The sequence below is a fragment of the Pseudomonas sp. GW821-FHT01E10 genome, assembly GCF_059422365.1.
The window spans coordinates 65,421-78,114 of record NZ_JBWKWT010000015.1 but is presented as its reverse complement, the minus strand read 5'-3'; the positions used below and the strand labels follow the sequence as shown (position 1 = coordinate 78,114).

The following is a 12,694-nucleotide window of genomic DNA, read 5'->3' as shown; positions in this document are numbered from 1 at the left end:
CAGCTTGGCGTTTGGTGATCGGGGAGCTGGCACGTATGATGCTTCACAAACTTCCGCAGATTAGAAGCCTATGTCCCTGATAGTTCTACTGCTTCTGCCTTTTATCGGCAGCTGTCTGGCAGCCTTACTGCCGCACAACGCGCGTAATACCGAATCGCTGTTGGCTGGCCTGGTTGCCTTGATCGGCACCGTCCAGGTCGCCCTCTTGTACCCGCAAATCGCCCATGGCGGCGTGATCCGTGAAGAGTTCTTCTGGCTCCCCAGCCTGGGCCTGAACTTCGTGCTGCGCATGGACGGTTTCGCCTGGTTGTTCTCGATGCTGGTACTGGGCATCGGCACGCTGGTTTCGTTGTACGCCCGTTATTACATGTCACCGGACGATCCGGTGCCGCGTTTCTTCGCGTTTTTTCTGGCGTTCATGGGCGCCATGCTGGGGCTGGTGATCTCCGGCAACCTGATCCAGATCGTGTTTTTCTGGGAGCTGACCAGCCTCTTCTCGTTCCTGTTGATTGGCTACTGGCACCACCGCGCCGATGCGCGACGGGGTGCTTATATGGCACTGATGGTCACCGGCGCGGGCGGTTTGTGTTTGCTGGCGGGGGTCATGCTGCTCGGCCATGTGGTCGGCAGCTATGACCTGGACAAGGTCCTGGCCGCCGGCGAGCTGATTCGCGCGCATGCCCTCTACCCTATTCTGCTGCCCCTGATCCTGATCGGCGCCCTGAGCAAAAGTGCGCAATTTCCCTTCCACTTCTGGTTGCCCCACGCGATGGCGGCACCGACACCGGTCTCGGCGTATCTGCACTCGGCGACCATGGTCAAGGCCGGGGTGTTCCTGCTCGCGCGCCTGTGGCCGTCGCTGTCCGGCAGTGAAGAATGGTTCTACATCGTCAGCGGGGCCGGCGCCTGCACCCTGTTGCTCGGCGCTTACTGCGCGATGTTCCAGAACGACCTCAAGGGCCTGCTGGCCTACTCGACCATCAGCCACCTGGGCCTGATCACCCTGCTGCTGGGCCTGAACAGTCCGCTGGCCGCCGTGGCCGCGGTGTTCCACATTCTCAACCACGCCACGTTCAAGGCCTCGCTGTTCATGGCCGCCGGGATCATCGACCACGAAAGCGGCACCCGGGACATTCGCAAACTCAGCGGCCTGGTCAAACTGATCCCGTTCACCGCCACCCTGGCCATGGTTGCCAGCGCCTCCATGGCCGGCGTGCCGCTGCTCAACGGCTTCCTGTCGAAAGAGATGTTCTTCGCCGAAACCGTGTTCATCAACGCCACGGCCTGGATCGAGATGACCCTGCCGATCGTCGCGACCATCGCCGGGACGTTCAGCGTCGCCTACTCCCTGCGCTTCACCGTCGACGTGTTCTTCGGCCCGACCGCCACCGATCTGCCGCACACCCCGCACGAACCGCCGCGCTGGATGCGCGCGCCGGTGGAGTTGCTGGTGCTCACCTGTCTGGTGGTGGGGATTTTCCCCGCTCAAGTGGTCGGCTCGCTGCTCGCCGCCGCCGCATTGCCGGTGGTGGGCGGCACGCTGCCCGAGTACAGCCTGGCGATCTGGCACGGCTGGAACGCACCGATGTTCATGAGCCTGATTGCCATGTCCGGCGGCATCGTGCTTTACCTGTTGCTGCGTAATCAACTCAAGCAAGGGCGCTTCACGCACCCGCCGGTGATCAGCCGTTTCAATGGCAAGCGGCTGTTCGAGCGCAGCCTGGTGGTCATGATGCGTCTGGCCCGTCGCCTGGAGCGGCGGATCAGCACCCGGCGCCTGCAAACCCAACTGTTCCTGGTGGTACTCGCCGCGGTGCTGGCCGGGGTGATCCCGATGCTGCACAGCAGCCTGAGCTGGGGTGACCGGGCGAAAATTCCGGGCTCGATCGTGTTCGTGATCCTCTGGCTGCTGGCGATTGCCTGTGCACTCGGCGCGGCGTGGCAAGCCAAGTATCACCGGCTCGCGGCCCTGACCATGGTCAGCGTCTGCGGCCTGATGACCTGCGTGACCTTCGTCTGGTTCTCGGCGCCGGACCTGGCCCTGACGCAACTGGTGGTCGAAGTGGTGACCATGGTGCTGATCCTGCTCGGCCTGCGCTGGTTGCCGCGACGGATCGAAGAGGTGTCACCGTTGCCGAGCAGCCTGCGCAAGGCGCGGGTACGGCGGGTTCGCGACTTGCTGCTATCGACAGCGGTCGGTGGCGGCATGGCGCTGTTGTCCTACGCGATGCTGACCCGCCAGACGCCCAACGACATTTCTTCGTTCTACCTCAGTCGCGCCCTGCCCGAAGGCGGCGGCAGCAACGTGGTCAACGTGATGCTGGTGGATTTCCGTGGCTTCGACACCCTCGGCGAAATCACCGTGCTGGTGGCCGTGGCCCTGGCGGTGTTCGCCCTGCTGCGACGCTTCCGCCCTCCGAAAGAAAGCCTGCAACTGCCGGCCCAACAGCGTCTGCTGGCGCCCGATGTGGTCACCGATCTGGTCAACCCGCGTCACGCCAGCGACACCGCGCTCGGTTTCATGATGGTGCCGGCGGTGCTGGTGCGCCTGCTGTTGCCGATCGCTCTGGTGATCTCCTTCTATCTGTTCCTGCGCGGGCACAACCAACCGGGTGGCGGTTTCGTCGCCGGACTGGTGATGTCGGTGGCGTTCATCCTGCAGTACATGGTCGCCGGCACCCAGTGGGTCGAGGCGCAAATGAGCTTGCGGCCGCTGCGCTGGATGGGCACCGGGCTGTTGTTCGCCACCGTTACCGGGCTCGGGGCGATGGCGGTCGGGTATCCGTTCCTGACCACCCACACCTGGCATTTCGAGCTGCCGCTGTTGGGTGACATTCATATCGCCAGCGCGCTGTTCTTCGATATTGGCGTGTACGCCGTGGTGGTCGGTTCGACGCTGTTGATCCTCACCGCCCTCGCCCACCAATCGGTACGCGGTCATAAAACCAGCGCGCAAATCAGGCCCGCGGCCAAAGCCGTTGCCACCCAAGGAGCCATCTGATGGAAGAAGTCATCGCAATCGCCATCGGTGTGCTGGCCGCGTCCGGCGTATGGCTGATCCTGCGGCCACGGACGTTCCAGGTGGTCATGGGCCTGTGCCTGCTGTCCTATGGCGTCAACCTGTTCATCTTCAGCATGGGCAGCCTGTTCATCGGCAAGGAGCCGAACATCAAGGACGGCGTGCCTCAGGATTTGCTGCACTACACCGACCCGCTGCCGCAGGCGCTGGTGCTGACCGCAATCGTCATCAGTTTCGCCATGACCGCGCTGTTCCTGGTGGTGCTGCTCGCCTCCCGGGGCCTGACCGGCACTGACCATGTGGATGGCCGGGAGCCTAAAGAATGATGGCGATGACTCACCTGATCGTTGCACCGATTCTGCTGCCGCTGCTGACCGCCGCCGTGATGCTGATGCTGGGCGAGAAACACCGCCCGCTAAAGGCCAAGATCAATCTGTTCTCCAGCCTGTTGGGGCTGGGCATTGCCGTAATGCTGCTGCAATGGACGCAGACCACCGGTGTGCCCGGCTCCATCGGCGTGTACCTGCCGGGCAACTGGCAGGCGCCGTTCGGCATTGTGCTGGTGGTTGATCGCCTGTCGGCGTTGATGCTGGTGCTGACCGGGATCATCGGCGTCAGCGCCCTGCTGTTCGCCATGGCCCGCTGGGACGGCGCCGGTTCGAGTTTCCACGCACTGTTCCAGATTCAGTTGATGGGCCTGTACGGCGCCTTCCTCACGGCGGACCTGTTCAACCTGTTCGTGTTTTTCGAAGTGCTGCTCGCCGCCTCTTACGGGCTGATGTTGCACGGTTCGGGCCGGCCGCGGGTGTCGTCGGGGTTGCATTACATCTCGATCAACCTGCTGGCCTCGTCGCTGTTCCTGATTGGCGCGGCGCTGATTTACGGCGTCACCGGCACGCTGAACATGGCCGATCTGGCGCTGAAAATCCCGCTGGTGCCGGAAGCCGATCGCGGCCTGCTGCATGCCGGCGCGGCGATTCTGGCAGTGGCGTTCCTGGCCAAGGCTGGCATGTGGCCGCTGAACTTCTGGCTGGTGCCGGCGTACTCCGCAGCCAGCGCGCCGGTAGCGGCGATGTTCGCGATCATGACCAAGGTCGGCGTCTACACCCTGCTACGCCTGTGGACGCTGCTGTTCTCCGGTCAGGCCGGGGCCTCCGCGTACTTCGGCGGCGACTGGCTGATCTACGGCGGCATGGCGACCATCGTCTGCGCCGCCGTGGCGATCCTCGCCGCGCAACGCCTGGAGCGCTTGGCCAGCCTGAGCATCCTGGTGTCGGCAGGCATTTTGTTGTCGGCCATCGGTTTCGCCCAGCCGAACCTGATCGGCGCGGCGCTGTTTTACCTGGTCAGCTCGACCCTGGCCTTGAGCGCGCTGTTCCTGCTGGCGGAGTTGATCGAGCGTTCGCGTTCGGCCAACGAAATGCCACTGGACGATGACGGCGAGCTGCTGCCACGGCCCCGGGAATCCTTGCAGCCGCCCAAAGGCTTCAACCTCGATGACGACCAGAAAGCCGTGGTCGGTCAGGTGATTCCCTGGACCATGGCCTTCCTCGGCCTGAGCTTCATCGCCTGCGCTTTATTGATTATCGGCATGCCGCCGCTCTCCGGTTTTATCGGCAAACTCAGCCTGCTCAGCGCCCTGCTCAACCCGCTGGGCCTGGGTCATGGCAGCGACGAGCCGGTATCGAACGGCGCGTGGGGGTTGCTGGCGTTGTTGATCCTGTCCGGATTGGCCTCGTTGATCGCTTTCTCGCGTGTGGGTATCCAGCGTTTCTGGACCCCGCAAGAGCGGCCATCGCCCTTGCTGCGTCGTCTGGAATGCGTGCCGATCATGGTTCTGCTGGGGCTGAGCATTGCGCTGACGTTCAAGGCTGGACCGCTGTTGCGCTACACCCAGGCCGCCGCTCAAGCATTGAATAACCCTCAGCAATACGTGATGGCGGTGCTCGGCACCCGTGCGGTGCCGAGCCCTGAAGCCAGGGCAGCACTGGTGGAGGTGCAACCATGAAGCGTCTGTTTCCTGCGCCGTGGTTGTCACTGTCCTTGTGGCTGCTGTGGCTGCTGTTGAACCTGTCGATGAGCCCCGGCAATGTGCTGTTGGGCGCGGTATTGGGCCTCTGTGCCCCACTGATGATGCGCAAGTTGCGGCCGTTGCCGATCCGCATTCGTCGCCCAGGGGTGATTTTGCGTTTGTTCTTGCTGGTCGGGCGCGATGTGCTGGTGTCCAACCTCGCCGTGGCCTGGGGCGTGCTCAATGCCGGGCGGCGTGCGCCTCGCTCGCGGTTCATCAAGGTGCCGCTGGACTTGCGCGATGCCAACGGTCTGGCGGCGCTGTCGATCATCTGCACGGTGATTCCCGGCACGGTCTGGTCGGAACTGGCGCTGGATCGCAGCATTCTGTTGCTGCACGTTTTCGATCTGGATGACGAAGGCCCATTCATCCAGCACTTCAAGGCGACCTACGAGCGCCCCTTGATGGAGATCTTCGAATGAGCGCATTGCTGTCGAACGCGATCCTGCTGAGCCTGTTCATCTTTTCGCTGGCGATGATTCTGACCCTGATCCGCCTGTTCAAGGGCCCGTCAGCCCAGGACCGGGTTCTGGCCCTGGATTACCTGTACATCATCGCCATGCTGATGATGCTCGCGCTGGGCATTCGTTATGCCAGTGACACTTACTTCGAGGCGGCGCTGCTGATCGCCCTGTTCGGCTTCGTCGGCTCGTTTGCCCTGGCCAAATTCCTGTTGCGTGGCGAGGTGATCGAATGAACGCTGAACTGTCTTTGTGGGTGGAAATACCGGTGGCGATTCTGCTGGTGCTCAGCAGTCTGTTTGCACTGATCGGCGCGGTCGGGCTGCTGCGGATGAAGGATTACTTCCAGCGCATGCACCCACCGGCGCTGGCCTCGACTTTGGGCGCGTGGTGTGTGGCTCTGGCTTCGATCATTTACTTTTCGGCGCTCAAGTCGGGGCCGGTGTTGCATGCCTGGCTGATTCCGATTCTGTTATCGATCACGATGCCGGTGACCACGCTGCTGCTGGCCCGGGCGGCACTGTTCCGCAAGCGCATGGCGGGGGATGATGTGCCGGCGGAAGTGAGTAGTCGGCGCACGGAACCCGGGAGTTAGTTCAGGGATTTGTGTTGATTGGCGGGATCTCTTCGCGGGCTTGCTCGCGAAAGCGATTGACCGCCCCCCCCTCAGATCCAGGCCACTGCCAGCAACCCGGCCCCCAACACCAAGCACAACGGCGAATACGCCCAAGTGTCGAGCCGGGCAAACTTCGAATCCTTGACCTGCTTGAAGAACCCCACCAGATTCGAATCGCCGATCGCCCGAGCGAACATCAGCAGAGCAATCGCGCTAATTACCCATTGCAACGACCAGTGATGCACCGTGGGCAGATACAGTCCGACCCGCAGGCACACCAGCATCGCTATCAGCAGCAAACCCACCGCCACCAGCAGCGTGCCAAAGCCCGATGGCTTGAACGCCGGCCTTGATGCCTCACCGTCCTCCCCGGGTACGCTCGGTACCACCGCCTCGCTACCCCACTTGCCACCCACCGCCCAATACAGGTGGATCAGGCTGATGACCAGAAAGATTGCAGCAATCCATTGCGCGACCAAAAGGCTCATATTCAGACGTCCCGTGTGAAATGTTGCAGCAGAATGAACTTCCTTGCGCGATTTTAAAAGCGCCCGGCACAAGCTGGCGAAGCCTGCAATCTTTTGACTTTGCTTCCAACGGCAAAATCAAAAGATCGCAGGCTTCTACGAGTTTTATGTACACCCGAGCAGTTTATTTCAGCTGGGCAGCGACTTTATCCGCCACATCCTTGGGCACCCAGGCCTGCCACACCTGCGGGTTCGCCTTCATGAACGCCTCGGCCGCTTGACGTGGCGGAGTGTGTTTTTCACTCATCTCCGCCAGGGCCTTGTTCAACGCTTCGATCGGTAAATCGACCTTGCTGAAGAACTCGGTGAGCTGCGGGTACTGTTTCTGGAACGGCGCGGACACGCCGATGGACAGCTTCGAGGGCAGTGAGCGAGTCGGTTTCGGATTGGGGTTGTCAGCCTCGGTCAGGGTTTTCCAGGCTTCGGCGTCGAATGGCGGCTCTTGCAGTTGAATCAGCTTGAAACGGCCGAGCAATGGCGTCGGCGACCAGTAATAGAACAGGACTGGTTTGCCGCGACGAATCGACGAACTGATCTCCGCGTCCAACGCCGCCCCCGAACCACTGCGAAAGTTCACGTAGCTGTCGTTCAGCCCATAGGCCTTGAGCTTCTGCTTGTTGACCACCTCCGACGTCCAGCCGATCGGGCTGTTCAGGAAGCGCCCCTTGCTCGGGGTTTCCGGGTCTTTGAACACATCCTTGTAGCGCGGCAGATCACTGACACTGCGCAGCCCCGGCGCCAGCGGCTTGATGCCCTTGGCCGGGTCGCCCTTGATCACGTATTCCGGCACCCACCAGCCCTCGGTGGCGCCCTTGACCGTATCGCCCAGGCTCGCGACTTTGCCCTCGGCCTCAGCCTTGACCCAGACCGGACTGCGGCCCGCCCACTCTTCGCCAATGACCTGAATGTCATTGTTGGCCAAGGCGGTTTCCAGGGTAATGGTCGTTCCGGGCAAGGTATCGGTCGGCAAGCCGTAGCCCTGCTCGACGATGATCCGCAGAATCTCGGTGATCAGGCTGCCACTTTCCCAATTCAGGTCGGCAAAGTGAATCGGTGCCTGGGCAGCGAATACCGGAACGGGTGAAACCAACAAGCCGAACGTGGCCAGGGTAGCGGCCAGTAACCGTCGTAATCCCTTCATGCTCTTGCACCTCGTGCTGTTCACAGCAATAGCAGGATGGCCTGACAAAGAAGACCACAAGCCTCTGAATACTCAGTCAACTGACTGTAGTAGAGGTTTCTGCTTTCGAGGGGCGAGGATTATTTTTCGGAAGGTTCCTGCAAGCGCGCAAGCTCTCTTCTGACCATGCTGGCGTACGCCGCCGGGCGCAACATATAAATCTGTGACGCTACCCAACTCAGCCAGGCTCCCTGCAGAACGGTCTTTTCAGCCAACAGGCGCTGGGCCTCGGTGTGTGCACTGGCCTGGTTCTGTTCATGGAAATCGGCGCGGGTCTGGGTCATTACTCGCTGGCCTTGAAGGTCACCAGTTCGCCTTTGCGCCACTTGGCGGCCTTGGCAGTCACGGCTTTCAGTGTCTTGGTCAGGCCTTCCTGCAATTGTTGGTGGGCCGCAAACACCATCACCACGCTATGACCTTCCTTGAACACAATGCCGTGGCCGTCTGCGGTGGTCACGAACGCATAATCCCCCAGTCCGTAGACCGTCAATTTGATTTCGCGGAACTTGATATCCAGTTTTCCGCCTTCGCGGCTGGGCAATACGGAAGCGCTGAAATGATCGCCGACCTTGAGTTTCAGCCCGGGCTTGTCGTCTACCACCAGCGCGGCTTCGGTGTCGATCTCGGCAATGTAAATGCCTTCAGCGTTCTGTTCGGTGATGTAGACGAAACGTGACTGAAACTGTTTAACCAGCTTTGCGCGCAAATCACCCAGTACGAACAAAGCATGCATATCGAGATTACTTACTGCCAAGGAAACATCCCCACATCTGAAAATGATGCCGTACGCAGGAAACGCGCACAGCAGAAAAAAGCGGCAATGCCGAGGTTTAGCCAAATGACCCGGGTCGTAATCCTGGAACGAGCAGAGGGCTCATTCATCGCGAGGTTTGGGAAGATTACTGGAACATCCCCCGCGTCGTCTTGCCTGGCGGTCGTCAGAGGTTGAAGGAAAACGCCCTTCTGACGGCCAGAAAAACCGGATCACCAACTTTAGGGAAAAATCTCTTTAAAAAAAGCACTTTTCTGACATATCGCCAGTAAAAAATTGCTTTAGATGGGCAGCAATCGCCAACCAGTGAGAGCGATTCTAGAGCAGCCATGCTCACCGAGACTACCCAAAACAACGTACGCACGTCGGTAAAACCACGAAAAGGACTTCATATGTGCACACTGACTCACTTCGCCCAGCCTCACACACACCACACAAACGGCTCGTCACTTCTGCAATCGATAGTACTCCACCAGCAGGATTTCCTCCCTGAGGCGCATCTGCTCCCGCGTTTTCAGGTGGTATTGGCCGGCAACGCCTTTTTCCACATCAGGGAAATATCCACCGGACGTGTCAGAGGTTTCCGCGCCGACCATAACGAAGCCTGCGCCCTTGCCCGCTCGCTCGAGTCTCGCAACTGACTCATCTTGCGGCATTCACATTTATAGACGTTTCGTCACGCCGGCGACTTAACTCAGCCGCCGGCAGGCAACTACTGCCATACTGCCCGCCCCATGAAACCCGTCTCCAGAGTGGACGGCGCTCAATACAACATAATATTTCAAAGGGAAGACTGCTACGTGACGGAATTTGATATCGGTGAATTTTTTATCCGGGGCGAAGCCAGAGAGGTCGACGGTGAATTCCAGGCAGTCATTATCATGCGCGCCAAACCACCGTTGACCACGGTGTCGTATCACCAGGTCGAAAAGGATCGCTGGTTCAAGACTGCGGAAGTCGCGACGATTGCCGCCCAGGAGTCCGCCAAAGCCCTGAAGCTTGCCGTCGATGAGGGTGCGTTGAAGGGCTGACCATCGGGTTTACAGTCTATGCTCATCCCTGCTTTGAACATCGTTATCGAACTCCCTGGCGCGCGGCCCCCTCAGATGCAATGAAGCCGCACCTCAGACCTCACGCCCGAGGCGATTGATTATCTGCAAGGAGATGAAGATGGATTCACCCACACATGACTTGAAAGGCTTGTTCGACCAGCTCGGCCTGGACTCCAGCGAAAAGGCCATCGACGATTTCATTGCCCTGCATTCACCGTTGCCCGATGACAAGAAACTCATCGATGCCGAGTTCTGGACTCCGCAACAAGCCGGCTTCCTCAAGGAACAACTGCGTGAAGACGCCGATTGGGCGCACGTGGTCGACGACCTGAACCTGCGCATGCACCAGATTCACTAGCTGAGGCTCAATGCAGGCTGTCGGGCATTTCGACGTTCAATTGTGCCAACCAGGCAGCCCTGCACTCCTCGGCTTCATTACGACTGGAGAACACCGTCCCCCGGCGCTCACCGTTGAGCAGCACCACCCAACAGACGCTCTGCCCCATCGCTCGCAAACTGGCGGGCACGCCGCTGCCAATCATGACCGCGACATCGACTTTGCTTTGCATGTTGACCTCTCGAATTTCATTAGCGACCTAACTATACAGGCATGTTAATGAGTTCATCCTCGAGGAAACAGCAACAGCGCTGCACAGCTTCGTTGCATATGCGGTAACAATTGCCAGGCTATCAGCGAGGCTTTTCCGGTTTGTAGCCCAACCGCAATCCACCCCAATGACGACCCTTGAGCATGATCGGCACCGAGAGGTCGTGCATCAGTTCACCGGTGTCGCGGGTGTAGGTCTGCAACAGTACGGCCTGCTGGTGGCTGCCACAGCGAATCCCGGTGCGGTCGGCGAACTTGCGCTTGGTGCGGTTTTGCAGGGTATCGACTTGCACGTCGCCGGTCAGTGGCTGACTGAACACCGTGTTGTGGGTCGGCACATACCCCTGCTGCGTGCAGGCAATGGCGAACACCAGGCCTTCGTGACGCGGCAGCAACGGTTCCTGAATCGCCGGCAAGACCTGATCGGTGTAACGGTCGAAGCGGGTCTGGTATTTGGTTGGGCTGGTGTTGGGGATCGTCTGATAATTGCGATCAAACAGGTCGTCGAGGCTGATCCGCCCCTGGTCGATATCCGCCTCGAAACGCGCGGCAATCTGACTCGCCCCTTCGCGGGCCAGGTCGTAAATCCGCTGGTGATAGTCATCCAGCCCGACTTCGGCAAGGCGTTCGCTGATGGTTTCGGCCTGCCCTTCCATTTGCACCGCCGCCTGGGCCAGGCGCTGGGTTTGTTGGTCACTGATCGCCAGGTCGCTGCGCATTTGTTCGATGGCGTGGAACAGGCTGTCGAGTTGTTCGCGATTAGTGTCCGCGCCCAGAGCGATTTCCCCGACCTGCCTTTCAACACCGGCCGCCAGGCGCGCGATGTTTTCCAGGTGCTGCCCCGTGTGCTCGACCTGCGCAACGCCAGTATTGAGGTCGCTGGCCAACTGACGAATCTGCTCCACCACTTGCGCCGTGCGTTGTTGAATGTCAGCGACCATCTCCCCGACTTCGCCGGTCGCCGTCGCCGTGCGCGCGGCCAGGCCACGAACCTCATCGGCCACCACCGCAAACCCGCGACCGTGTTCCCCGGCCCGCGCCGCTTCGATGGCTGCGTTCAACGCCAACAGATTGGTCTGGCTGGCGATGGACTGGATCACCAGCGTGACCCGCTGGATATCGTCACTGCGCAGGCTCAGGGCTTCGATCAACTCGTGGCTGTTGCTGGCACGCTGACTGAGTTGATGCATGCGCGCGATGGACTCGATCAGTTCCGTACGCCCTGCCGCGCTGCTCTGATGGGCTTCGCTCGCCGCGCTCAAGGCTTCCCGGCTGAGTGTCGAGGTAGCCTGTTCGGTGGCGATCATCACTTCAGCGCTGCTGACAATCTGTGCTGCGGCGCCGAGTTGCGATTGCAGCTTGTCGGCCAGCTGCTTGACCGAAAAGGCCACGCCGGCGGCCGACAAGGCGTTATGACTGGTGGTGTAGGAAAGATCGCGAGTCAAACCGGCGATGGCGCTGGCGTTGTCAGCCGGGGTTGCCTGCGGCAGCGTGCGCGAGCGCAGGCGCGGCAGCCAGATAATCAGCACAGCCAATGGCAGGCCAAGGTAAAGCGACCAGCCAGCCAATGCCATGCCACACAGCAAGAGCATCAGGGCGATGCTTTGCAGAGTCGGCGTGAGCCACTGGTTTTTCGGCAAAAGTACGGCTGCGGGCACTGCCCCAGCCAGAGACCCGTCTCGCATCATCGTTTGTCACCCCAGGCATCTTCTAATTGTTGTATCCGCATTAAACGCCACCACAAGGCCATTATCTATGGTCCGTTAGTAGTGGGGGGTTGCAGCAGATCAATAGAAGTGCACGGGTGTTTTCGCAGACGTCGAAAAGCAAAGATCGCAGCCTTCGGCAGCTCCTGCACGGGTTCACATAAACCTGTAGGAGCTGCCAAAGGCTGCGATCTTTTCAAGGCAGCCAGTTATTAGCTGGCTGCCTCACAGAATCAGGCCTGACGCTGGTGCTTGTCGATCTGCTCGTGACGTTCTTGAGCTTCGATGCAGTACTTGGTGGTCGGGCTGATCAGCAGGCGCTTGAGGCCAATTGGCTCGCCGCTGTCATCGCACCAGCCGAAGCTGTCTTCCTTGATGCGTTCCAGGGCCTGTTCCAACTGAGGCAGCATGCGCTGGTCGCGATCGATCGCGTTCACCAGCCAGGTGCGCTCTTCTTCGACAGAAGCCGCGTCAGCCGGATCGGCCGGGGTGTCCAGGCTCTCGATGGCGATGCGATTCTGTTCGATGCGCTCATGGGTTTCGACTTTCATGTTCTGCAACAGCTCAGAGAAAAAAGCATGTTGCTCGGCATTCATGTAGTCATCCGCCGGCATGGCCAGCAACTTGTCCTTTGTCATTGATATCTCTATAAAAAAACGTGCATTAAGGCGAATTAGGGAGCG

The 12,694-nt window shown here is 60.2% G+C and carries 16 protein-coding genes; 9 read left to right on the top strand and 7 right to left on the bottom strand.

Annotation, left to right across the window (positions count from 1 at the left end; all coding sequences use genetic code 11):
- The first annotated feature begins 70 nt into the window (after window positions 1–70).
- From AC07V0_RS22745 to AC07V0_RS22720, 6 genes are read left to right on the top strand one after another with little or no spacing between them, the layout of a single operon-like run.
- The gene (locus tag AC07V0_RS22745) at window positions 71–3,001 is read left to right on the top strand and encodes a monovalent cation/H+ antiporter subunit A (RefSeq protein WP_457326991.1); all 2,931 of its coding nucleotides are present in this window, start codon (window positions 71–73) and stop codon (window positions 2,999–3,001) included.
- Complete coding sequence (locus AC07V0_RS22740; RefSeq protein WP_007935994.1) at window positions 3,001–3,345, top strand: Na+/H+ antiporter subunit C; 345 nt, start codon at window positions 3,001–3,003, stop codon at window positions 3,343–3,345. Before AC07V0_RS22745 ends, AC07V0_RS22740 begins: the two co-directional genes overlap by 1 nt.
- Window positions 3,342–5,027 carry a monovalent cation/H+ antiporter subunit D gene (locus AC07V0_RS22735; protein WP_495019939.1) on the top strand — a complete coding sequence of 562 codons (1,686 nt, stop codon included), beginning with the start codon at window positions 3,342–3,344 and terminating at the stop codon, window positions 5,025–5,027. Before AC07V0_RS22740 ends, AC07V0_RS22735 begins: the two co-directional genes overlap by 4 nt.
- Window positions 5,024–5,512 carry a Na+/H+ antiporter subunit E gene (locus tag AC07V0_RS22730; RefSeq protein WP_064617038.1) on the top strand — a complete coding sequence of 163 codons (489 nt, stop codon included), beginning with the start codon at window positions 5,024–5,026 and terminating at the stop codon, window positions 5,510–5,512. The genes AC07V0_RS22735 and AC07V0_RS22730 overlap by 4 nt, the downstream gene beginning before the upstream one ends.
- The gene (locus tag AC07V0_RS22725) at window positions 5,509–5,787 is read left to right on the top strand and encodes a K+/H+ antiporter subunit F (protein WP_008151692.1); all 279 of its coding nucleotides are present in this window, start codon (window positions 5,509–5,511) and stop codon (window positions 5,785–5,787) included. The genes AC07V0_RS22730 and AC07V0_RS22725 overlap by 4 nt, the downstream gene beginning before the upstream one ends.
- Window positions 5,784–6,146, top strand: coding sequence for a Na+/H+ antiporter subunit G (locus AC07V0_RS22720; RefSeq protein ID WP_018928015.1), 363 nt, complete (start codon window positions 5,784–5,786; stop codon window positions 6,144–6,146). Before AC07V0_RS22725 ends, AC07V0_RS22720 begins: the two co-directional genes overlap by 4 nt.
- A gap of 71 nt (window positions 6,147–6,217) precedes the next feature.
- Here AC07V0_RS22720 and AC07V0_RS22715 read toward each other — a convergent pair whose 3' ends face one another.
- From AC07V0_RS22715 to AC07V0_RS22700, 4 genes are all read right to left on the bottom strand, one after another.
- Complete coding sequence (locus AC07V0_RS22715; RefSeq protein WP_495019938.1) at window positions 6,218–6,655, bottom strand: DUF3995 domain-containing protein; 438 nt, start codon at window positions 6,653–6,655, stop codon at window positions 6,218–6,220.
- A gap of 163 nt (window positions 6,656–6,818) precedes the next feature.
- Window positions 6,819–7,835, bottom strand: a complete 1,017-nt coding sequence (locus tag AC07V0_RS22710) for an ABC transporter substrate-binding protein (protein WP_064617035.1) — start codon at window positions 7,833–7,835, stop codon at window positions 6,819–6,821.
- Between the two features lie 119 nt (window positions 7,836–7,954).
- Entirely contained in the window at window positions 7,955–8,158 is a 204-nt protein-coding gene (locus AC07V0_RS22705; protein WP_495019937.1) for a hypothetical protein, read from the bottom strand.
- Complete coding sequence (locus AC07V0_RS22700; RefSeq protein WP_026286571.1) at window positions 8,158–8,628, bottom strand: hypothetical protein; 471 nt, start codon at window positions 8,626–8,628, stop codon at window positions 8,158–8,160. Before AC07V0_RS22700 ends, AC07V0_RS22705 begins: the two co-directional genes overlap by 1 nt.
- A 410-nt stretch (window positions 8,629–9,038) precedes the next feature.
- On the opposite strand from AC07V0_RS22700, the gene AC07V0_RS22695 reads away from it, so the two are divergent.
- The 3 genes from AC07V0_RS22695 to AC07V0_RS22685 all read left to right on the top strand — a co-directional run bounded on the left by AC07V0_RS22695 (window position 9,039) and on the right by AC07V0_RS22685 (window position 10,056).
- Window positions 9,039–9,287, top strand: a complete 249-nt coding sequence (locus AC07V0_RS22695) for a hypothetical protein (protein WP_457327010.1) — start codon at window positions 9,039–9,041, stop codon at window positions 9,285–9,287.
- 159 nt (window positions 9,288–9,446) lie between these two features.
- A complete protein-coding gene (locus tag AC07V0_RS22690; RefSeq protein WP_018928020.1) occupies window positions 9,447–9,677 on the top strand; it encodes a hypothetical protein in 231 nt (76 codons plus the stop codon).
- A gap of 139 nt (window positions 9,678–9,816) precedes the next feature.
- Window positions 9,817–10,056, top strand: coding sequence for a DUF2789 domain-containing protein (locus AC07V0_RS22685; RefSeq protein ID WP_018928021.1), 240 nt, complete (start codon window positions 9,817–9,819; stop codon window positions 10,054–10,056).
- 7 nt (window positions 10,057–10,063) lie between these two features.
- Here AC07V0_RS22685 and AC07V0_RS22680 read toward each other — a convergent pair whose 3' ends face one another.
- The 3 genes from AC07V0_RS22680 to AC07V0_RS22670 form a co-directional block, all read right to left on the bottom strand.
- Window positions 10,064–10,267 carry a hypothetical protein gene (locus AC07V0_RS22680; RefSeq protein ID WP_064617034.1) on the bottom strand — a complete coding sequence of 68 codons (204 nt, stop codon included), beginning with the start codon at window positions 10,265–10,267 and terminating at the stop codon, window positions 10,064–10,066.
- 121 nt (window positions 10,268–10,388) lie between these two features.
- Window positions 10,389–11,612 carry a methyl-accepting chemotaxis protein gene (locus AC07V0_RS22675; RefSeq protein WP_495019943.1) on the bottom strand — a complete coding sequence of 408 codons (1,224 nt, stop codon included), beginning with the start codon at window positions 11,610–11,612 and terminating at the stop codon, window positions 10,389–10,391.
- Between the two features lie 632 nt (window positions 11,613–12,244).
- The gene (locus AC07V0_RS22670; protein WP_007935965.1) at window positions 12,245–12,649 is read right to left on the bottom strand and encodes a TraR/DksA family transcriptional regulator; all 405 of its coding nucleotides are present in this window, start codon (window positions 12,647–12,649) and stop codon (window positions 12,245–12,247) included.
- Window positions 12,650–12,694: the final 45 nt, after the last annotated feature.